18 protein-coding genes and 1 tRNA gene are annotated in these 19982 nt (G+C 69.3%); 3 read left to right on the forward strand and 16 right to left on the reverse strand.

The features are described from left to right. Positions 1 to 192 precede the first annotated feature (192 nt). Genes MHY20_RS02105 through coaE form a run of 3 tightly spaced genes read right to left on the reverse strand, consistent with a single transcriptional unit; the run spans position 193 to position 3424 of the window. Complete coding sequence (locus MHY20_RS02105; RefSeq protein WP_239374291.1) at positions 193 to 663, reverse strand: YbhB/YbcL family Raf kinase inhibitor-like protein; 471 nt, start codon at positions 661 to 663, stop codon at positions 193 to 195. A gap of 28 nt (positions 664 to 691) precedes the next feature. After that, complete coding sequence (gene uvrB / locus MHY20_RS02110) at positions 692 to 2785, reverse strand: excinuclease ABC subunit UvrB (RefSeq protein WP_239374293.1); 2094 nt, start codon at positions 2783 to 2785, stop codon at positions 692 to 694. Positions 2786 to 2794: 9 nt separating this feature from the next. Further along, positions 2795 to 3424, reverse strand: a complete 630-nt coding sequence (gene coaE / locus MHY20_RS02115) for a dephospho-CoA kinase (RefSeq protein WP_183374333.1) — start codon at positions 3422 to 3424, stop codon at positions 2795 to 2797. Positions 3425 to 3441: 17 nt separating this feature from the next. On the opposite strand from coaE, the gene MHY20_RS02120 reads away from it, so the two are divergent. Further along, positions 3442 to 4398 (forward strand): trimeric intracellular cation channel family protein, encoded by a 957-nt coding sequence (locus tag MHY20_RS02120; protein ID WP_183374331.1) that lies wholly within the window; start codon positions 3442 to 3444, stop codon positions 4396 to 4398. On the opposite strand, the gene aroD is transcribed toward MHY20_RS02120, so the two are convergent. The 6 genes from aroD to polA all read right to left on the reverse strand — a co-directional run bounded on the left by aroD (position 4369) and on the right by polA (position 12610). Further along, a complete protein-coding gene (gene aroD / locus MHY20_RS02125; RefSeq protein ID WP_183374329.1) occupies positions 4369 to 5220 on the reverse strand; it encodes a type I 3-dehydroquinate dehydratase in 852 nt (283 codons plus the stop codon). The two genes, MHY20_RS02120 and aroD, sit on opposite strands and share 30 nt — an antisense overlap. Further along, positions 5220 to 6308, reverse strand: a complete 1089-nt coding sequence (aroB, locus tag MHY20_RS02130) for a 3-dehydroquinate synthase (protein WP_183374327.1) — start codon at positions 6306 to 6308, stop codon at positions 5220 to 5222. Before aroB ends, aroD begins: the two co-directional genes overlap by 1 nt. Beyond that, positions 6305 to 6865, reverse strand: a complete 561-nt coding sequence (locus MHY20_RS02135; RefSeq protein WP_239374296.1) for a shikimate kinase — start codon at positions 6863 to 6865, stop codon at positions 6305 to 6307. The genes aroB and MHY20_RS02135 overlap by 4 nt, the downstream gene beginning before the upstream one ends. Continuing rightward, positions 6862 to 8097 (reverse strand): chorismate synthase, encoded by a 1236-nt coding sequence (aroC, locus tag MHY20_RS02140; protein ID WP_183374323.1) that lies wholly within the window; start codon positions 8095 to 8097, stop codon positions 6862 to 6864. The genes MHY20_RS02135 and aroC overlap by 4 nt, the downstream gene beginning before the upstream one ends. Before the next feature lie 156 nt (positions 8098 to 8253). Beyond that, a complete protein-coding gene (rpsA, locus tag MHY20_RS02145) occupies positions 8254 to 9711 on the reverse strand; it encodes a 30S ribosomal protein S1 (protein WP_183374321.1) in 1458 nt (485 codons plus the stop codon). Between the two features lie 208 nt (positions 9712 to 9919). Further along, on the reverse strand, positions 9920 to 12610 hold the full coding sequence (polA, locus tag MHY20_RS02150; RefSeq protein WP_239374298.1) for a DNA polymerase I: 2691 nt from the start codon (positions 12608 to 12610) through the stop codon (positions 9920 to 9922). A 26-nt stretch (positions 12611 to 12636) separates the two neighbouring features. On the opposite strand from polA, the gene MHY20_RS02155 reads away from it, so the two are divergent. Beyond that, a complete protein-coding gene (locus MHY20_RS02155; RefSeq protein WP_183374317.1) occupies positions 12637 to 13074 on the forward strand; it encodes a PaaI family thioesterase in 438 nt (145 codons plus the stop codon). A 22-nt stretch (positions 13075 to 13096) separates the two neighbouring features. Here MHY20_RS02155 and MHY20_RS02160 read toward each other — a convergent pair whose 3' ends face one another. Continuing rightward, entirely contained in the window at positions 13097 to 13762 is a 666-nt protein-coding gene (locus tag MHY20_RS02160) for a response regulator (protein ID WP_239374301.1), read from the reverse strand. A 135-nt stretch (positions 13763 to 13897) separates the two neighbouring features. On the opposite strand from MHY20_RS02160, the gene MHY20_RS02165 reads away from it, so the two are divergent. After that, a tRNA-Leu gene (locus MHY20_RS02165) sits at positions 13898 to 13978 on the forward strand. A 122-nt stretch (positions 13979 to 14100) separates the two neighbouring features. Here the strand turns inward: MHY20_RS02165 and pyk are convergent. The 6 genes from pyk to MHY20_RS02195 form a co-directional block, all read right to left on the reverse strand. Continuing rightward, positions 14101 to 15579, reverse strand: coding sequence for a pyruvate kinase (gene pyk, locus MHY20_RS02170; RefSeq protein ID WP_239374304.1), 1479 nt, complete (start codon positions 15577 to 15579; stop codon positions 14101 to 14103). A gap of 136 nt (positions 15580 to 15715) precedes the next feature. Continuing rightward, positions 15716 to 16660 carry a prolipoprotein diacylglyceryl transferase gene (gene lgt, locus MHY20_RS02175; protein WP_183374311.1) on the reverse strand — a complete coding sequence of 315 codons (945 nt, stop codon included), beginning with the start codon at positions 16658 to 16660 and terminating at the stop codon, positions 15716 to 15718. Further along, a complete protein-coding gene (gene trpA, locus MHY20_RS02180; protein WP_239374307.1) occupies positions 16657 to 17466 on the reverse strand; it encodes a tryptophan synthase subunit alpha in 810 nt (269 codons plus the stop codon). Before trpA ends, lgt begins: the two co-directional genes overlap by 4 nt. Before the next feature lies 1 nt (position 17467). Continuing rightward, positions 17468 to 18772 (reverse strand): tryptophan synthase subunit beta, encoded by a 1305-nt coding sequence (trpB, locus tag MHY20_RS02185; RefSeq protein WP_239374310.1) that lies wholly within the window; start codon positions 18770 to 18772, stop codon positions 17468 to 17470. Then, positions 18769 to 19593: an indole-3-glycerol phosphate synthase TrpC gene (gene trpC / locus MHY20_RS02190; protein ID WP_183374305.1), complete on the reverse strand. Its 825-nt coding sequence runs from the start codon at positions 19591 to 19593 to the stop codon at positions 18769 to 18771. The genes trpB and trpC overlap by 4 nt, the downstream gene beginning before the upstream one ends. Positions 19594 to 19669: 76 nt before the next feature. Then, complete coding sequence (locus tag MHY20_RS02195; protein ID WP_183374303.1) at positions 19670 to 19903, reverse strand: HGxxPAAW family protein; 234 nt, start codon at positions 19901 to 19903, stop codon at positions 19670 to 19672. Positions 19904 to 19982: the final 79 nt, after the last annotated feature.

Below are 19982 nucleotides of genomic sequence, written 5' to 3' on the forward strand. Positions count from 1 at the left end.
GCCGCTGCAACGTCATCTACGCCATGCTCCGCGACGGCACCTACTACCAGCCACCGACAACCGCCCCTACCCCCGAGCCGACCGCTCTCGCGGCTTGACTCGAAACATAGGGACACCCCCCCGAGCACACCGTCCTCGAGAGCTCCGTTCATGAGATCGACTGATCCCCGGGCCCCGTCGGAGCGCGTCCGGTCAGTCCTCCTCGGGCTGCGAGAACACCGGGGTGATGGATGCTGAGTCGATCTGTGCGGCCATCAGCATGAACCGCGCCTGGGTCTGGGTCGCGCCCTCCGGCACCTCCAGCTTCTCCACGTTCAGAGCGTGCACCGTGTGGATGTAGCGGTGGGTGCGGCCGGCCGGCGGGGCTGCACCGCCGTAGCCCTTGTAGCCGTAGTCGTTCTCCCATTCGCGCGCCGGGGACTCGAGGGCACCTCCCTTCGCGATGGACGTGACGGACGTGGGGATGTCGAACGCGACCCAGTGCCAGAAGCCGGAGCCCGTCGGCGCGTCCGGGTCGTACACGGTGAGGGCGTAGGACTTCGTGCCGTCCGGGGCGCCGCTCCATGCGAGGTCGGGGATGGTGTTCTCGCCGCCGCTGGAGGGTTCGGCGAACTCCAGGGGGATCGCTTCGCCGTCGGTGAGTGCCTGCGATGTCAGCTGCATGAGTGCTCTTCCTTTCCTGTCGCTCCGGTCAGCCTTCGAACTGCCGCAGCTCCTTCTTCAGTTCGGACACTTCGTCGCGGATGCGGGCGGCTTCCTCGAACTGGAGCGCCTCCGCTGCCGCGTGCATCGAGGTGGTCATCTCCGTGATCATGTCCTTCAGCGTCGCCACCGGGTCATCGCCCAGGTCCAGCGAGCGGTTGTTGAGCACGGAGTCGCCGCGGCCGTGGCGCCTCGCCACCCTCTCCTTCCCGGCGCGGTAGTCGGTGGCCAGGAGGGTTTCGGTGTCGACGTCCTCGCGGGCGAGCATGTCGGTGACGTCCGCGATCTTCTTCCGCAGCGGCCGCGGGTCGATGCCGTTCTCCTTGTTGAACGCGATCTGCTTCTCGCGGCGGCGCGTGGTCTCGTCGATCGCTTCGCGCATCGACTCGGTGATCGTGTCCGCGTACATGTGCACCTGTCCGGACACGTTGCGGGCGGCGCGGCCGATCGTCTGGATCAGGGAGGTGCGCGAACGCAGGAATCCCTCCTTGTCGGCGTCGAGGATCGCCACGAGGGACACTTCGGGGAGGTCCAGACCCTCACGCAGCAGGTTGATGCCCACGAGGACGTCGAACTCACCCATGCGCAGGGACCGCAGCAGCTCCACGCGGCGCAGCGTGTCCACATCGGAGTGGAGGTATTGGACCCGCACCCCGTTCTCCAGGAGGTAGTCGGTGAGGTCCTCCGCCATCCGCTTCGTCAGCGTGGTGACGAGGATGCGCTCGTCCTTCTCCACGCGCTTCTCGATCTCTGCGCGCAGGTCGTCGATCTGCCCCTTGACCGGTTTCACGATCACTTCGGGGTCCACGAGACCGGTGGGGCGGATGATCTGCTCCACGTACCCGTTCGCCCGCTCCAGCTCATACTGCGCCGGGGTCGCCGAGAGGTACACGGTCTGTCCGGTCCGCTTGATGAACTCCTCGAACTTCAGGGGCCGGTTGTCGAGGGCCGACGGGAGCCGGAACCCGTAGTCCACGAGCGTCCGCTTGCGGGAACGGTCCCCCTCGTACATGGCGCCGATCTGCGGGACGGTCACGTGCGACTCGTCGATGATCAGCAGGAAGTCCTCCGGGAAGTAGTCCATGAGGGTGTTCGGCGGGGTGCCGGGTCCGCGCCCGTCGAAGTGGCGGGAGTAGTTCTCCACACCGTTGGTGGAGCCGGTCTGGCGGAGCATTTCGATGTCGTGGGTGGTGCGCATCCGCAGCCGCTGCGCCTCCAGGAGCTTGTTCTGCCCTTCGAGCTCCTCGAGCCGCCAGGCGAGCTCCTTCTCGATGTCGCCGATGGCGCGCTGGAGTCGCTCGGGGCCCGCCACGTAGTGGGAGGCGGGGAAGATGTGGACCTGCTCCTCCTCGCGGATCACCTCACCGGTGACGGGGTGGAGGGTGTACAGGGCGTCGATCTCGTCGCCGAAGAACTCGATGCGCAGGGCGAGCTCCTCGTACATCGGGATGATCTCGACCGTGTCGCCCCGCACCCGGAAGGTGCCGCGGACGAAGGAGACGTCGTTGCGGTCGTACTGCATGTCCACGAACCGGCGCAGCAGGTCGTCGCGGTCCAGTTCCTCGCCGACGGACAGGCGCACCATCCGGTCCACGTACTCCTGCGGGGTGCCGAGGCCGTAGATGCAGGACACGGACGACACCACGACCACGTCGCGACGGGTGAGCAGGGAGTTCGTGGCGGAGTGGCGCAGCCGCTCCACCTCCGCGTTGATCGAGGAGTCCTTCTCGATGTACGTGTCCGACTGCGGGACGTACGCCTCCGGCTGGTAGTAGTCGTAGTAGGAGACGAAGTATTCGACCGCGTTGTTCGGCAGCAGTTCTCGGAACTCACTGGCGAGCTGCGCGGCCAGGGTCTTGTTGTGCGCCATCACCAGGGTGGGGCGCTGCACCTTCTCAATCAGCCACGCCGCGGTCGCGGACTTGCCGGTGCCGGTCGCGCCGAGCAGGACCACGTCCTGTTCGCCGTCGTTGATGCGGCGCGCCAGTTCGTCGATCGCCTTCGGCTGGTCACCGGCGGGTTCGTACTCGCTGACGACCTCGAAGGGGTGCCGGGCTCGGACCAGATCAGTGACGGGACGCATGCGGCCACACTAGTGGGGATCACTGGGAGCGAGCATCCGTCGGACCTCCCCCACCGCAGCGTCCGCGGCGGCGGCGAGGTCCTCACGGGTGCCGGTGTTGTCGATGAGGATGTGGCAGCGGCGGCGGCGCTGATCATCGGTGGTCTGCGCGGCGATGACGCGCTCCACCCACTCGCGGGTCTTGTTCGAGCGCTGCATGACCCGACGGATGCGCTCCTCGACGGGGGCGAGGACACCGATGATGACGGCGAAGTCGGCGTCGTGCCCCTTCTCCAGCAGCAGCGGCGAGTCGTGCACGATGAACTCCTCCCCCGCCGCCGCGGCCGCCTCATCGAGGGCGCTGACCTGTTCGGCGACGCGGGTGAGGACGATGCGTTCGAGGTCGGCGCGGGCGGCGGCGTCGGAGAATACGAGGTCGCCGAGCTTCGCCCGGTCCGCAGTGCCGGCCCTGTTGAGGTACTCGGCGCCGAAGCGGGCGACCATATCATCGACGCCTTCGCCGGGCTGGTCGAGGACGGCGCGGGACAGCTCATCGAGGTCGATGACCGTGATGCCGGTCTCGCGGAACCGGTCCGCCACGGTCGTCTTTCCGGAACCGATCCCGCCGGTCAGACCGACGCGCTGAAGGTGGTGACGCATAGACGTAGGCTACTGATATGCCCAGCTCTGCCGCGACCCCCGAGACGTTCCTGCTGACGAACGACATGATGCGCGCGATGGACCTCATCGGCGTGTTCGTGATGGGGATCGTCGGCGGTGCGCTCGCCCGGCGCCTCCAGTTCGACGCGGTCGGCTTCGCATTCATCGGCATCGTGTCCGGTCTCGGCGGCGGCATCATCCGCGACCTCATCCTCGCCCAGGGCGTGCCGGCCGCCTTCTCCACCCCGTGGTACCTCGCGGCGAGCCTCGCCGGCGTCCTCATCGCGTTCCTCATCTCCGTGGACGCCAGGATCTGGAGGCACTCCACCACGGTGCTGGACGCGGTCGCTCTCGGCGTGTGGGCCGCGATCGGGTGCGCGAAGTCGCTCGGGGCGGGCCTGTCACCGCTGCCGTCGATCCTGCTGGGGCTCACGACGGCGGTGGGCGGCGGTGTGATCCGCGACGTCATGGTGGGCCGTATCCCCGGGATCTTCACCGGCGGCCCTCTGTATGCGACGGCCGCACTGCTGACCGCGGTCCTCACCTGGGGTGTGGATGCCCTCAACCTGCCGAGCTGGATCGTGGTGCTGGCGGCGCTCGCGGGCACGGCGGTGGCGATCCTGGCGCAGTGGCGCCGCTGGTCCCTGCCGACGGCCCCCGATCTCGCCGTGACCCTGTCACCGGTGCAGATGCGGGCGTTCGTGCGGCGGGTGCGGCGCGAGGAGCGGCAGCGGGTGGCGGCGGAGACCGGGCAGATCCCGGTGCTGGACCCGCAGGACCTCGTGCACGACTCCTTCTTCAACGTGGAGGGAACACCTGAGGAGCCGGACTCCAGGGCGGCTGCGCCGCCGTTCCAGATCCATTTCCCGTCACTGCGGCGCGAGCACGATCATGACGGCGCGATGCACGTCGATGATGATGACGACGATGAGGCGCCGTTCGAGTCAGGCCCGCAGCACCACCGCGGCCGCTGAGCCCGGCAGCTCACCGCTGAGCGGGAGGGCGGCGCGGACCTGGTCGATCGGGATCTGCCCGGGGGCGCTGGCGCGGCCGACGGCGGCGAACGTGGCGGCGGATGCGAACGCCTGCGGAGCGATCCGGGTGACGGCGCCGAGCGGACCCATCGACATGGCGATCACCGGTTTCCGGCTCGGGGCGGGCTGCGCGGACTGATACGACTCAACGGCCTGCATAAGGGTGAGGACGTCGGCGCGGCTGGTCGGCATCACGGCGATCTTCAGCGTGCGGCAGCCGGCGGCGTGGAGAGCGTCGAGAAGGGCGTGGATCTCGGGGGCCGACGGGGTCCGCCGAAAGTCGTGACTGGAGCCGATGACCGCGGCGCCGGTCTGTGCGATGCCGGTGACGAGGTCACGGGCAGAGGCGGGATCGAGCCGGGCGGCCTCCACGTCGATCGCGTCGATGCCGGAGCGAGCGGCGAGGTCGAGCAGCAAATCGGCGTAGGCGTCGTCGCCGAGGGCGATGCCGTCGCCTTCGGCGACGGTGCGAACCGCAGCGAGCAGCGGGACCCGTCGGGCCTGCAACGTCCGGCCGGGGTGCGATGCTGCGCCTGCCTGTGCCGCCGGGTCGGCGTGCGCGGCGAGAGCGCGGGAGATCGCGTCCGCAGCCTCCGCCCGCACCGCTGGGTCGAGCGCGGCCTCTCCGAGCGCATCGACGCGCCATTCGATGACGTCGGCCCCCGCCGCGACGGCTGCGCTGGCCTGGTCCGCGGCAGCGGCCGCAGCGGCGGCTGCGGTGGGGCCGGCGGGCATGATCGGGACGATCACCTGCGGCAGCATCAGGGCTGCGCCTCGTCGGTGACGGCGGCGTACGCGGCGAGCAGCAGCTGCGGGTCCGGGCCTTCGAGGCGGCCCGGGGAGGCGAGGGCGTCCAGCACCACGAAGCGGAGCATGCTGCCGCGGGTCTTCTTGTCGCGCTTCATCGCATCGGCCAGGCGGGGCCACTGGCGGCCCCGGTACGCGACCGGCAGGCCGAGCGAGGTGAGGATGGACCGGTGGCGGTCGAGCAGGGCTTCGTCCATGCGGCCGGCGAGGTGGGCGAGTTCGGCGGCGAACACCATGCCGATGGCGACGGCGGCGCCGTGGCGCCACTGGTAGCGCTCATTGTGTTCGATCGCGTGGCCGAACGTGTGGCCGTAGTTGAGGATCTCCCGCTCCCCTACCTCGCGCAGGTCGCTGCTGACCACGTCGGCCTTCACGCGGATGGCACGGGCGACGATGTCGGCGAACGGCTCGGAGGTGACGTCCAGGGCAGCGGCGGGGTCGTCCTCGATGATGTCCAGGATCTGCGGGTCGCGGATGAACCCGCATTTGACGACCTCGGCGAGGCCGGCGGCGACGTCGTTCGGCGGGAGGGTGCGCAGCGTGTCGAGGTCGGCGAACACGGCGCGGGGCGTGTGGAACGCGCCCACGAGGTTCTTGCCCTCCGCCGTGTTGATGCCGGTCTTGCCGCCGACTGCGGCGTCCACCATGCCGAGGACAGTGGTGGGCAGCTGGATGATGTCGATGCCGCGCAGCCAGGTGGCGGCGGCGAACCCGGCGAGGTCGGTGACGGCGCCGCCGCCGAAGCCGATGACGATGTCGGTGCGGGTGAGGTCGGCCTGGCCGAGGGCCTGCCAGAGGAACCCGGCGACCTGCGCGGTCTTCGCCTCTTCGCCATCGGGCACTTCGGCGAGGTACGCCTCGCGCCCGGTGTCGGCGATGGCGCCGCGGAGCTCATCGGCGAGGACGCGGGTGGACGGCTGGTGGATGATCATGACGCGTTCGCACCGATCCGGGAGGGCGGCGGGAACGCGCGGCAGGATGGAGCGGCCCACGTGGACGTCGTAGGCCGCCTGGCCGGAGCCGACGGGAATCGTGGTAGTCATGGCTGCTCCTTCGTGCCGGTGATGTCGGCGATGGTGCGGGCGATCTGGTCCGGGGTGCGCCCGGTGGTGTCAACGGTGTGGGTTGCGCAGGCGGCGAACAGGGGTGCGCGTGAGGCGGTGCGCTCCCGCCACGCGGCCAGGGGGTCGGGCCCGCCTGCCAGCAGGGGACGCCCCTCCCCCGTGCCGATGCGGGGACCGACGGCGTCCTCGTCGACGTCGAGCAGGATCACCGTGTGGCCGGTCAGGGCCTCGCGGGTGGCGCCGGTGGTGACGGCTCCCCCACCGAGGGCGAGCACCCCCCGGTGGTCTGTGAGGAGCCGCGCGATGACGCGCTGCTCGACAGTGCGGAAACCGGTCTCGCCGTCCTGCTCGAAGATGACCGGGATGGTGCGCCCGTCGGCCTCCACAATGGCGGCGTCCGAATCCGCGAAGGGCACGCCGAGGAGCCGGGCGAGGGCGCGGCCCACGGTCGTCTTCCCGGAGCCCATCGGCCCGATCAGAACAGCGACCGGTCCTCTGCTCGGGGCGGGGGCGGTGGTGCGGGACGTGTCGGTCATGCCTCGCGCGGGCAGAGGGCGTCGGCCTGCAGCGCGGCGGTGGCCTCGAGGTGGCGGCGGATCTCTGCGACGCTGTCGCCGCCGGCCTTCTCCAGCAGCGCATCAGCGAGGGTGATCGCCACCATCGCTTCGGCGATGACGGCGGCGGGAGCGACCGCGGCGACATCGGACCGCTGGTGGTTGGCGGTGGACTCCTCACCGGTGGCGACATCGATGGTGCGCAGAGCGCGGGGCACGGTCGAGATCGGCTTCAGGGCGCCGCGCACGGCGATGACCTGGCCGTTGGAGATGCCGCCTTCGAGACCGCCGGCGCGGTTCGTGGCGCGGCTGGTGGCGGCGGGGCCGTCACCGCCGGTGAGGATCTCATCGTGGGCGGCGGAGCCGCGGCGGGCGGCAGTGGCGAATCCGTCGCCGATCTCCACGCCCTTGAACGCCTGGATGGACATGATCGCCTGGGCGAGGCGGCCGTCGAGGCGGCGGTCCCACTGGGTGTGGGAGCCGAGGCCGACGGGGACGCCGTAGGCGAGGACCTCCACAACACCGCCGAGGGTGTCGCCGTCCTTCTTCGCGGCGTCGATCTCCGCGACCATGCGGGCGGAGGCTTCGGGGTCGAGGCAGCGGACGGGATCGTCGTTGAGGCGCTGCTCGTCATCCGGGGTGGGAACGGGTGCGTCCGCGGCGATGGCGGCGGTGCCGACAGAGCGGACATGGGAGACCAGGCGGATGCCGGCCGCCTGTTCCAGGAGGGCGGCGCAGAATGCGCCGATGGCGACGCGGGCGGCGGTTTCGCGGGCCGATGCGCGCTCCAGAACGGGACGGGCCTCCTCGAACCCGTACTTCGCCATGCCGGCGAGGTCGGCGTGACCCGGGCGGGGGCGGGTGAGGGCGCGGTTGCGGGCGATTTCGCGTTCGTCGCCGGTGCCGGCGTCGATGAGGAGGTCGGCCGGGTCAACGGGGTCGGGGCTCATCACCTTCTCCCATTTCGGCCATTCGCTGTTGCCGATCTCCATGGCGATCGGCGAGCCGAGGGTGGTGCCGTGGCGGACACCGCCGAGGATGCGCAGGGCGTCCTGTTCGAACTTCTGGCGGGAGCCGCGGCCGTAGCCGAGGCGGCGACGCGAGAGGTGGCGGCGGACATCATCGGAGGTGATGGTGACGCCGGCGGGGAAGCCGTCGATCAGGGCGGTCAGCGAGGGTCCGTGGGATTCGCCAGCGGTGAGCCAGGTGAGCACTGGGCTCCTTCGGTCAGGCCGACGGGGGTCGGCGGTGGTGGATGCGGGACGGTGGGGTCCGCGGTGCGCTCCATGGTACTCGGCGCCGGGACGCGGACGGCGCCGCCCCCACAGTGTGGGAACGGCGCCGTGCCGGTTCAGCGTGTGATCAGGTGATCAGTTGCCGGTGAGCTTCTCGCGGAGGGCTGCCAGTGCTTCGTCCGATGCGAGGGTGCCCTCGTCGGTCGGTGCGGACTGGTAGGAGGCCGGTGCCTCGCCCACAGCGGCGGTGGCGGCGGCGTCAGCATCGGCCTTGAGAGCCTCGGCGACCTGCGCCTTGTGCTGGGTCCAGCGCTCGTAGGCGCGAGCGTAGTCGGCCTCCCAGGCCTGACGCTGCTCGTCGTAGCCCTCGAGCCACTCGTTGGTCTCCGGGTCGAAGCCCTCGGGGTACTTGTACTCGCCGTTCTCGTCGTACTCGGCGGCCATGCCGTACAGAGCCGGATCGAAGGTCGAGTCGTCGCCCTCCGGGTCCACGCCCTCGTTGGCCTGCTTCAGCGACAGGGAGATGCGGCGACGCTCCAGGTCGATGTCGATGACCTTGACGAAGACCTCCTGGTCCACGGTCACGACCTGCTCCGGCAGATCCACGTGGCGCTGCGCGAGCTCGGAGATGTGCACGAGGCCCTCGATGCCGTCCTCAACGCGGACGAACGCACCGAACGGAACGAGCTTGGTGACCTTGCCCGGCACGACCTGGCCGATGGCGTGGGTGCGGGCGAATGCCTGCCACGGGTCCTCCTGGGTCGCCTTCAGCGACAGGGAGACGCGCTCGCGATCCATCTCGACGGAGAGGACCTCGACGGTGACCGGCTGACCGACCTCGACGACCTCGGACGGGTGGTCGATGTGCTTCCAGGACAGCTCGGAGACGTGGACGAGGCCGTCCACACCGCCGAGGTCCACGAAGGCACCGAAGTTGACGATGGAGGACACGTGGCCGTCGCGGACCTGGCCCTTCTGCAGGGTCTGCAGGAAGTCGCTGCGGACCGACGCCTGGGTCTCCTCCAGGTAGGCGCGACGGGACAGGACCACGTTGTTGCGGTTCTTGTCCAGCTCGATGATCTTCGCTTCGAGCTCCTGGCCGATGTACGGCTGGAGGTCGCGCACGCGGCGCATCTCCACGAGGGAGGCGGGGAGGAAGCCGCGCAGACCGATGTCCACGATGAGGCCGCCCTTGACCACCTCGATGACGGTGCCGGTGACGACGCCCTCGTTCTCCTTGATCTCCTCGATCGAGCCCCAGGCGCGCTCGTACTGTGCGCGCTTCTTGGACAGGATCAGGCGACCTTCCTTGTCCTCCTTCTGGAGGACCAGGGCCTCGACCTCGTCGCCGACCTCGACGACCTCGTCCGGATCCACATCGTGCTTGATGGAGAGCTCACGGGAGGGGATGACACCCTCGGTCTTGTAGCCGATGTCAAGCAGGACCTCGTCCCGGTCTACCTTGACGACGGTGCCCTCGACGATGTCGCCATCGTTGAAGTACTTGATGGTTTCATCGATCGCTGCGAGCAGCTCTTCTTCGCTGCCGATGTCGTTGATAGCGACCTGAGGTGCATTGCTGGTGGTGGTCATGTAGGTAGGAACTCCGTCGGGACAAAAGTCGTAGGGATACTTGCTTGCGATGCCCGCTGCCGCCCTTCGAGCAGGCGGGAAAGCAGACAGGCTCCAGCCTAACCTTCCGAACAGGCCTCAGCCAACCCTTTTCGGTTAATTGTCGGCGAATTGTGAGTGCCCTGACCTGCGACCGCGGAGCAGGGCGGCGCTGCGGCCGCCTCGGGCGTCAGTGCGCGGCCTCCAGCCAGGTGCGACCCGTGCCCACCGACACATCCAGCGGCACCGAGAGCTCGTACGCGCCCTCCATGCCGTCCTTCACCACCTGCATGACCTGCTCCTCCTCGCCCTCGGCGACATCCAGGACCAGCTCGTCATGCACCTGCAGCAGCAGACGGCTGCGCAGGTCCGCCTGCTCGAGGCCCTCACGGACCCGCAGCATGGCGAGTTTGATGATGTCCGCGGCACTGCCTTGGATCGGGGAGTTCAGCGCCACCCGCTCCGCGTTGTCGCGGGCCTGGCGGCGGTCGCTGGTGAGGTCCGGCAGGTAGCGGCGGCGGCCGAGGATCGTCTCGGTGTAGCCGCGCTCGCGCGCCTCCTCCACGGATTCGCGCAGGTAGTCGCGGACCCCGCCGAAGCGTTCGAAGTACTGGTCGCGCAGCGCCGTCGCCTCCGACTGCGGGATGCCGAGCTGGCGGCCCAGACCGAACGCGGACAGGCCGTACGCGAGGCCGTAGGACACTGCCTTCGTCTTCGACCGCATGGCGGTGTCGACCTCGTCGGCCTCCACTCCGAACACCTGGGAGGCGACGAAGCTGTGCAGGTCCTCGCCCGAACGGAACGCCGAGATGAGCCCCTCGTCCTCGGAGAGGTGCGCCATGATCCGCATCTCGATCTGCGAATAGTCCGCGGTCATGAGGCTCGCGAATCCGTCGGACGCGCGGAACGCGGAGCGGATCTGCCGGCCCGCTTCGGAGCGCGCCGGAATGTTCTGCAGGTTCGGTGCGGACGAGGCGAGGCGGCCCGTCGCGGCGGCGTTCTGCGAGAAGGTGGTGTGGATGCGGCCCTCCGGCGTCACGGCCTTCCGCAGCGTTTCGATGATCTGGCGCAGCTTCGTGACGTCGCGGTGCTTCAGCAGCGCCTCCAGGAACGGATGCTGGGTCTGCGCGAACAGAGTGTTCAGCGACTCCGCATCGGTGGAGTAGCCGGTCTTCGTCTTCCGGGTGGGCGGCATGTTGAGGCGGTCGAACAGGACGCTCTGCAGCTGCTTCGGGGAGCCGAGGTTGATCTGCTCGCCACCGATGTGGCTGAACGCCTCCTCCGCCACCTGCGCCTGCTGACGCTCATGCTCAGCATCCAGCTCATCAAGCTTCTCGCGGTCCACGGCGATGCCGACGGATTCCATCTCCCGCAGGATCACCGCCAGCGGCAGCTCCAGGTCCCGCAGCAGACCGAGCGCGCCGCGCTCCTCCAGTTCGGCGCGCAGCATCGGCACCATGCGGCGGACCGCGGAGGCGCGCCGCACCAGCGCCTGCGAATCCACACCGTCGAGGTCCAGCGACTGCTGCGCGCCCGAGTCCGCGGCCTGCGCAATGTCCTCCTGCAGGTGGCGCATAGCCAGACCGGCCTCGTCCGTCGGCCGCTGATCGGGGCGGCAGAGGAACTCCGCCAGCGCGAGGTCGAACTCCCAGCCGCGCACCTGGAGGTCCGCGCCGGACAGGAGGTGTCCGGTCAGCTTCGTGGAGAACGCCCGCTTCGGGATGACGCTGTTGCGCAGCCAGCGCTCGAGGGCGGCGCGGTCGTCGCCGCCGAGCTCGTTGGGCTGCAGCACGATCGACGCGGTGTCGCTGGACAGCACCAGGGCGCGGAGGTCCGCCTGGCCCTCCGCCCAGGTCCCGTCGGCCTGCACCACGGCGCCGACGGCGGCGTGCTCCCCGAGGACGGCGTTCAGCTCCCCGTCGGCCGGTTCGATGACGGGCAGTTCGGGGTTCGCCACGATCACCCGCTCCTCCTTCTGGGAGGATTCGCTGAGGAGGGCGGTGGGGATGTCGCGGCGGATGGTGGGGCCGAACGAGAGTTCGTCGAACACGGAGTTGATGGCGACCAGGTCGCCGCGGCCGAGCCTGCAGGTGTCGAGGTCGCCCGGCAGGTCGAGGTCACGGACCGCTTCGTTCAGCTGCCGGTTGCGCCGCACCGCCTCCAGGTTGTCGCGGAGGCTCTGCCCCGCCTTGCCCTTGATCTCCTCCGCATGTTCGAGGATGCCGTCGAGGTCGCCGTACAGGCCGATCCACTTCGCGGCGGTCTTGGGGCCCACGCCCGGCACGCCGGGCAGGTTGTCGGCGCTCTCCCCCACCAGGGCCGCGAGGTCGGGGTACAGGTGGGGCGGCACCAGGTACTTCTCCTGAACGGCCGACGGGTCCATGCGCCGCAGCTCCGTGACGCCCTTGACGGGCTGCAGGAGCGTGGTCCTGTCGGTGACGAGCTGGATCGCGTCGCGGTCGCTGGTGAGCAGCAGCGGCTCCACCCCCGCCTTCTCCGCGGTGGTGGCGAGCGTGGCGACGATGTCGTCCGCTTCGTAGTCCTCGACCGTGTACCAGGTGATGCCGAAGGCGTCGAGCATCTTCTGGGTCAGTTTGACCTGGCCCTTGAACTCCTCCGGGGTGGCGTCGCGCCCGCCCTTGTACTGGTCATAGATGCGGTCGCGGAAGGTGCCGCCGGCGAGGTCGAACGCGACCGCGATATGAGTGGGCTGTTCGTTCTTGATGACGTTGAAGACCATGCGGGCGAACCCGTAGACGGAGTTCGTGGCCTGGCCCTGACCGTTCTTGAACGACTCCGGCGGCAGCGCGAAGAACGCGCGGAACGCCATGGCGTGGCCGTCGATCAGGATGATGCGCTGGTGGGAGGACTGCTCACTCATGAGCATAAGTGTGGCACGCTGGGCCCATGACTTCGACCAGCCTCTCCCCCGCTGAACTCGACCAGCTCAACGACATGCTGCGCGGCACCCTCTGCGAACGACTCGGAATGCGCCTGACGGAGCTGTCTGAGGACGGCGGCGTCATGACGATGCCCGTTCAGGGCAATACGCAGCCCGCGGGCCTGCTGCACGGCGGCGCGACGATCGCGCTGGCGGAGTCCCTGGCGTCGTTCGCGGGGATCCTGCGCGCCAGGAACCTCTACGGACCAACGGCTCAGGGCGTCGGCACGACGGCGTCCGCCACCCACTACCGGTCCGGGCGGAGCGGCCTGGTGACGGCAACGGCGACGGCGCGGCACCTGGGCCGCACCGTCGCCAGTTACATGGTGGATGTGCGCGACCAGGACGAGCGCCTGCTGTCCACCGTCATGATGAGCGTGCAGATGCTGCCGCCGCGCGACTGAGGCTCACGCCGAGCGGCAGGGACTACTTGGCGGAGCCGAGCTGGTCGATGACCGCGTCGGCGACCTCGCGCATGGTCAGGCGGCGATCCATGGACGTCTTCTGGATCCAGCGGAACGCATCCGGCTCCGACAGGTTCATGTTCGACTGCAGCAGGCCCTTCGCCCGGTCCACCCGCTTGCGGGTCTCGAACCGATCCCCGAGATCCTTGATCTCTTCGTTCAGAGCGGTGATCTGCTGGAAGCGGGAGACGGCGATCTCGATCGCGGGCAGCAGGTCAGCCGGGGTGAACGGCTTGACGACGTACGCGAACGCACCGGCGTCACGGGCCCGCTCCACCAGCTCCTTCTGGCTGAAGGCGGTCAGCATCACGACGGGGGCGAGGTTCTCCTCGCCGATCTTCTCGGCCGCGGTGACGCCGTCCATCTGCGGCATCTTCACGTCCATCACCACGATGTCGGGGCGCAGTTCGCGCACCTTCTCCACGGCGGAGGCGCCGTCGCCGACGGCGGCGAGGACCTCGTAGCCCGCTTCGGAGAGGGTCTCCACGATGTCCATGCGGATCAGGGACTCATCTTCGGCGACCACGGCGGTGCGCTGACGGGATGCGGTCTCATCAGCTGCGGTGTCCTCGAGGGCGTCCGCCTCGGCGGCGGTGTCCGGCTCGATGGGGTCGTGGACGTCGGTCATGGTCCCTCCTTGGGATCTCGCGATCGTGCGCGGATGGTTGTGCGAGGTTCACCACCGATCCGGCGGGGCCGGGTGGGAGGCGAAGCCGTCAACTGTATCCTAGAGCGGCCCGCTGGCTGGACAGTCAGCGGATTCGCCGGATTGGCGGAATGGTAGACGCGGGGCACTCAAAATGCCTTGTCTTCGGGCGTGCGGGTTCGAGTCCCGCATCCGGCACCGCATCCCTCCCGGGCAGCAGTCCCGGGAGAACCGTTTCAGCAGAAGAGCCCTGGATCGCTCCGGGGCTCTTCTGCTGCGGACGGGGCCGCGCGGCAGTCGCCGCCGAGCGGCCGCGCGGGTCAGCGGTGGGTCGGGGACTCGCCGCGCGCGATCGCCTCTGCCTCGACGCGCGCCGCGGCGGTGCCGTCGAAGTCGCCGATGCGGTGCACGCGCAGCGTATTGGTGGAGCCGCGCTGGCCCGGGGGCGAACCGGCGGCGATCACCACGAGGTCGCCGGGCTGCAGGCCCTTCTTCTCCCGCAGCAGCCGGTCCACGCCCTCGATCATCTCGTCGGTGTTCTTCTGCATCGACACCAGGAAGGCCTCGATGCCCCAGGACAGGCCGAGCTGGTTCGCGACATGGTCGTACGGGGTGATCGCGAGCAGGGGGATGGTGGGGCGCAGCCGGGACAGTCGGCGCGCCGTGTCACCGGATTCGGTGAATGTCACCAGGTACTGGGCGGAGAGCTGGTCGCCGATCTCGGCGGCCGCGCGGGTAATGGCGCCGCCGCGGGTGTGCGGGATGGTGCCGAGCTCCATGATGCGGTCCGCACCGTTCTGCTCCGTGTTGGAGATGATGCGGGCCATCGTGCGGACCGCTTCGAACGGGTAGCTGCCCACGGAGGTCTCACCGGACAGCATGACGGCGTCGGCGCCGTCGAGAATGGCGTTGGCGCAGTCGGATGCTTCGGCCCGGGTGGGGCGGGGATTCTCGATCATCGACTCCAGCACCTGGGTGGCGACGATGACCGGCTTCGCGTTGCGGCGCGCCAGCTCGATGGTGCGCTTCTGCACCAGCGGCACCTGCTCCAGCGGCAGTTCCACGCCGAGGTCGCCGCGGGCGACCATGATGCCGTCGAATGCGGACACGATGGCGCGCAGGGAGCGCACCGCCTGGGGCTTCTCGATCTTCGCGATCACGGGCCGACGGATGCCGACCTCGTCCATGATGCGGTGCACCCCGTCGATGTCGTGGGCGTCCCGCACGAAGGACAGGGCGACCATGTCGGCACCGAGCTCCAGGCCCCAGCGGAGGTCCTCGATGTCCTTCTCGCTGAGCGCCGGCACGGACACGGCGACACCGGGCAGGTTGATGCCCTTGTTGTCGGAGACGGGGCCGGGGACCTCGACCACGGTCTTCACGTCGGTGTCGGAGACTTCGAGGACGCGGACGGAGACCTTTCCGTCGTCGATGAGGAGGATGTCGCCGGGGCGGCAGTCCCCGGGGAGACCCGAGAAGGTGGTGGAGACGCGCTCGGCCGTGCCGAGGATGTCATCGGTGGTGATGGTGAAGGTGTCGCCCACGTTCAGCTCATAAGGTCCGTTCTCGAACTTGCCGAGGCGGATCTTCGGGCCCTGCAGGTCCATGAGGACGGCGACGGACCGACCGAGGTCGTCAGCCGCAGCGCGGATGTTCTCGTAGACCTGGCGATGGTCCTCGTGCGTGCCGTGGCTGAAGTTCATCCGGGCCACGTTCATCCCCGACTCGATCAGAGTCCTGATCTGGTCGTAGGTGTTGGTCGCCGGACCAAGTGTGCAGACAATCTTCGCTTTGCGCATCTCAACCCAATTCGTTGCTTGTCGGGCCGGACCAGCATGGGTGGACGGATGCGGGATCGGGTCTAGAGCCATACAGGTCGCGACGCCGAGATCCTTGTCTCGAGTCTAGGTCACATTGCGCGCATGTGCCAGGAGATCAGTCCTGATCGGTGCGCTCGGCGCGCTCGTCGACAGCGCGTGCGATCGCCGGGACGTCCTCATCGTCGCTGTCGGGGCCGGCAGCGCTGGCGGTGGGGCCGTGGATGTCGTGCACCCGTCGGGCCTCCCAGCTGCGCCGACGATACCGGGCCGTCAGGGCCGCGAACACGAGCGCGCCGATCAAAAACACGATCAGATACACCCACAAGTGGATGCGCAGGCCCGCGATGATCGGGGCGTCGTCGATCCGGATCGTCTCCATCCAGGAGCGGCCGAGTGAGTAGCCCATCACGTACATCCAGAAGACGCGGCCGCCGCCGATGCGCAGACGCTCGGAGATGACGAGCACGAGCACGCACATGGTGAGGTTCCACAGCGCTTCGTACAGGAAGGTGGGGTGGTATGCGCCGGCGACGCAGCCGGCGATGATCTGGCCGTTCTGCTCGCAGGTGATGTCCAGACCCCACGGCAGGTCGGTGGGGCCGCCGTACAGCTCCTGGTTGAACCAGTTGCCGATGCGGCCGATCGCCTGCGACACGAACAGCGCCGGTGCGATCGAGTCAGCGAGCACGGCGATGCTCACGCCCTTCATGCGGCACATCACCCAGGCGGCGAGCCCGCCCACCACGACGGCGCCGCCGATGCCGAGGCCGCCCTTCCAGATCTGCAGGATCTCGATCGGGTTGCCGCCAGGACCGAAGTAGGTGGCCGGGTCGGTGATCAGCACGTGGTAGAGGCGGGCGCCGATGATGCCGGCGATGATCGCGACGAAGCAGATGTCGAAGATGCTGTCGGAGGTGCCGCCGCGCTTCTGCCACCGCTTCGTCGCCCAGAACAGACCCACACCGATGCCGGTGAGGATGCAGAGGGCGTAGAAGTGGATCGTCAGCGGTCCGAGGGAGATCGCGTTGACCGTCGGGCTGGGGATGGTGGCGAGGCTCATGCGCCCTCCACGCCGCGGCGCAGCTCCGTTGCGAGGGCCTCGAGGCGGCGATGGGCATCGGCGCGGTCGTCGGCTTCGAGGATGGCGCGGACGAACGCGCTGCCCACGATGACGCCGTCGGCGTAGGAGGCGATGTCGGCCGCCTGTGCGCCGGTGGAGACGCCGAGGCCCACACAGACCCGTTCAGCGCCGGCGCGGCGGGTGCGGTCCACAAGGTCACGGGCACGGGAGCCGACGGAGGCGCGCATGCCCGTCACGCCCATCGTGGAGGCGGCGTAGATGAAGCCGCTGGCGCTGCGCACCACGTACTCCAGGCGCTGCGCGTCGGAGCTGGGGGCGACGAGGAAAACGCGGTCCACCTCATGCTTCGCTGCGGCGTCGATCCATTCGGCGCCTTCGTCGGGCACGAGGTCCGGGGTGATGACGCCGGCGCCGCCTGCGGCGGCGAGGTCGCGGGCGAACGCGTCGGGTCCGTAGGCGAGGATCGGGTTGTAGTAGCTCATGACGAGCAGAGCGGCGTCGCAGTCGCGGCCGGAGAGCTCATCGATGGCGGCGATGACGTCGCGCGGGCGGGTGCCGTTCTTCAGGGCGATGTCGGCGGCCTGCTGGATGACGGGGCCGTCCATCACCGGATCGGTGTAGGGCACGCCGAATTCGATGGCGTCGACACCGGACTGGGTGAGGACGTGGGCGGCGTCGATGGAGCGGTCGAGGGTGGGGAAGCCGACGGGCAGGTAGGCGATGAGGGCGCTGCGGCCCTCGGCACGGGCCCGGTCGATGACGTCGGCGGAGCGGAGGCGGGTCATGTCAGTTCTCGTCCTTTCCGGCGGGTGCGGCCGGCGCAGCGGGGCCGACGGGTGCGTTCTCGAGAGCGTCGGCGACGGTGCGGCGGATCTCGGCGAGATCGGCGCGTCCGTCGTCGCCGACGAGGCCGAACCAGGCGGAGGCGGTGTGCACGTCCTTGTCGCCGCGGCCGGAGAGGTTCACGATGATGACCGCGTCCTCCCCCATCTCGCGGCCGAGATCGATGGCGCCGGCGAGGGCGTGCGCCGATTCGATGGCCGGCATGATGCCTTCGGTCATGGAGAGGTACGCGAACGCCTCCATCGCCTCGGTGTCGTTGACGGCTCGGTAGTCGACCCGGCCGATGTCGTGCAGGAACGAGTGCTCGGGGCCGACGCTCGGGTAGTCGAGGCCGGCGGAGACGGAGTGCGATTCGATGGTCTGGCCGTCCTCGTCCTGCATCACGTAGGAGCGAGCGCCGTGGAGGACGCCCGGGGAGCCGGCGTTGATGGTGGCGGAGTGCTCACCGGATTCGATGCCGGAGCCGCCGGCTTCGCAGCCGATGATTCGGACGTCCTCGTCGTCGAGGAACGCGTGGAACAGGCCGATGGCGTTGGAACCGCCGCCGACGCAGGCGACGACCGCGTCCGGGAGGCGGCCGATCTGCTCCTGGATCTGGTCGCGCGCCTCCTCACCGATGCAGCAGTGGAACTCCCGCACCATCGTGGGGTACGGGTGGGGGCCGGTGACGGTGCCGAGCAGGTAGTGGGTGGTCTCCACGTTCGCGACCCAGTCGCGGAACGCCTCGTTGATGGCGTCCTTGAGGGTGGCGGAGCCCTGCTCCACGGAGATCACTTCGGCGCCGAGCAGGCGCATGCGGGCCACGTTGAGGGCCTGGCGTTCGGTGTCGACCCTGCCCATGTAGACGGTGCAGTCGAGACCGAGCAGGGCGGCGGCGGTGGCGGTGGCGACGCCGTGCTGACCGGCGCCCGTCTCCGCGATGACGCGCTTCTTGCCCATCCGCTTGGTGAGAACGGCCTGGCCGAGAACGTTGTTGATCTTGTGGCTGCCGGTGTGGTTGAGGTCCTCGCGCTTGAGGAAGATGCGGGCACCGCCGGCGATCCTGGAGAAGCGCGGCACTTCGGTCAGCAGAGAGGGGCGCCCGGTGTAGTCACGGAACAGACGCTGCACCTCCGCATCGAAGGTGGGATCGGCTTTCGCCTTCTCCCATGCTTCGGCGAGCTCGTCGAGTGCGGGGATGAGCGCTTCGGGGAGCCAGCGGCCGCCGTACTCGCCGAAGTAGGGTCCCTGGACGTCCGTGATGTTCATCGGTTCCTTCTTTCGTCGGTCTGCGCGGGAACGCTGAGGAAGTCGCGTGCGGTCGCTTCCGGGTCGCCGTCGGTGACGAGGGCTTCGCCGACGAGGACCGCGTCGGCACCGTGGCGGGCGTACGTCTCGACGTGAGCCTTCTTCAGGACCGCGGATTCGCCGATGGCGAAGCGGTCACCGGGGATGGTGGGCAGCAGGGCGGCGGCGCCGTCGAGGTCGAGGTCGAGGGTCTTGAGATTGCGGGCGTTGACTCCGATGAGGCGGGCGTCGGTGGCGAGGGCGCGCTCGAGCTCGTCGGCGCTGTGCGCTTCGACGAGTGCCCGCATGCCGAGCTCGTGGGTGAGCTGCAGGTGCTCGGCGAGCTGGGCGTCAGTGAGGGCGGCAACGATCAGCAGAACGATGTCGGCGCCGTGGGCGCGGGCCTCGTAGATCTGGTACTCCTCGACCGTGAAGTCCTTGCGCAGCAGCGGGATGTCGACTGCGGTGCGGACGCGGTCGAGGTCGTGGAGGGACCCGCCGAAGCGTCGCTGTTCGGTGAGGACGGAGATGGCGGTGGCGCCGGCGGCCTCATAGGAGCGGGCGAGGTCCGCGGGTTCGGGAATGTCGGCGAGGGCGCCCTTGGAGGGTGAGGAGCGCTTGATCTCAGCGATGAGGCCGACGGTGTCGCGGCCGTCGAGCCGGGCGCACACGTCGGCGGCGGGCCGCTGGGCGGTGGTCTCGGCGGCGAGGTCGCGGATGCGCGCGAGGGGGGTCGCGGCGCGGCGGGTGTCGAGGTCGGCGCGCACGCCGTCGATGATCGAATCCAGAACAGTGGTGCTCATGGGAACCTTTCGTCAGGGCGCCGCCAAAGGGGCGGCCCCGGGTGCGGGGCCGCCGGTGTTCAGCAGGTGGGAGTGCTCAGGCCGTGTGCTCGCGCGGCTGGCCCTTGCCCGCCTTCGCAAGGCCGAAGCCGGCGATGAGGCCGACCACGATGACGGCGGCGCCGATGATCATGACCAGCTGCGACGCGGTGGCGAGGCCGAAGGCCGCCACGATCGCACCGACGACCACCAGCACGGACAGCACCCAGGCTGCGAGGGTCTTGCCCTCGTTCGCGGGCGGGGACGGCGGAACCATGTAGGTCTTCGACATCAGGTGATCTCTCCATCGAACGGGATCGGAAGGGGTCGGGAGGAGCGGGCTGCTCCTCCCCTATTGTGCCATGTGCCAG

Source organism: Helcobacillus sp. ACRRO (assembly GCF_022347125.1).
Classification (GTDB): Bacteria; Actinomycetota; Actinomycetes; order Actinomycetales; family Dermabacteraceae; genus Helcobacillus; species Helcobacillus massiliensis.

Excerpts from the sequence above, each read along its gene's own strand:
- MHY20_RS02105 (WP_239374291.1), bottom strand. The coding sequence starts at position 663 with ATGCAGCTGACATCGCAGGCACTCACCGACGGCGAAGCGATCCCCCTG.
- uvrB (WP_239374293.1), bottom strand. The coding sequence starts at position 2,785 with ATGCGTCCCGTCACTGATCTGGTCCGAGCCCGGCACCCCTTCGAGGTC.
- coaE (WP_183374333.1), bottom strand. The coding sequence starts at position 3,424 with ATGCGTCACCACCTTCAGCGCGTCGGTCTGACCGGCGGGATCGGTTCC.
- MHY20_RS02120 (WP_183374331.1), top strand. The coding sequence starts at position 3,442 with ATGCCCAGCTCTGCCGCGACCCCCGAGACGTTCCTGCTGACGAACGAC.
- aroD (WP_183374329.1), bottom strand. The coding sequence starts at position 5,220 with ATGCTGCCGCAGGTGATCGTCCCGATCATGCCCGCCGGCCCCACCGCA.
- aroB (WP_183374327.1), bottom strand. The coding sequence starts at position 6,308 with ATGACTACCACGATTCCCGTCGGCTCCGGCCAGGCGGCCTACGACGTC.
- MHY20_RS02135 (WP_239374296.1), bottom strand. The coding sequence starts at position 6,865 with ATGACCGACACGTCCCGCACCACCGCCCCCGCCCCGAGCAGAGGACCG.
- rpsA (WP_183374321.1), bottom strand. The coding sequence starts at position 9,711 with ATGACCACCACCAGCAATGCACCTCAGGTCGCTATCAACGACATCGGC.
- polA (WP_239374298.1), bottom strand. The coding sequence starts at position 12,610 with ATGAGTGAGCAGTCCTCCCACCAGCGCATCATCCTGATCGACGGCCAC.
- MHY20_RS02155 (WP_183374317.1), top strand. The coding sequence starts at position 12,637 with ATGACTTCGACCAGCCTCTCCCCCGCTGAACTCGACCAGCTCAACGAC.
- MHY20_RS02160 (WP_239374301.1), bottom strand. The coding sequence starts at position 13,762 with ATGACCGACGTCCACGACCCCATCGAGCCGGACACCGCCGCCGAGGCG.
- pyk (WP_239374304.1), bottom strand. The coding sequence starts at position 15,579 with ATGCGCAAAGCGAAGATTGTCTGCACACTTGGTCCGGCGACCAACACC.
- lgt (WP_183374311.1), bottom strand. The coding sequence starts at position 16,660 with ATGAGCCTCGCCACCATCCCCAGCCCGACGGTCAACGCGATCTCCCTC.
- trpA (WP_239374307.1), bottom strand. The coding sequence starts at position 17,466 with ATGACCCGCCTCCGCTCCGCCGACGTCATCGACCGGGCCCGTGCCGAG.
- trpB (WP_239374310.1), bottom strand. The coding sequence starts at position 18,772 with ATGAACATCACGGACGTCCAGGGACCCTACTTCGGCGAGTACGGCGGC.
- trpC (WP_183374305.1), bottom strand. The coding sequence starts at position 19,593 with ATGAGCACCACTGTTCTGGATTCGATCATCGACGGCGTGCGCGCCGAC.
- MHY20_RS02195 (WP_183374303.1), bottom strand. The coding sequence starts at position 19,903 with ATGTCGAAGACCTACATGGTTCCGCCGTCCCCGCCCGCGAACGAGGGC.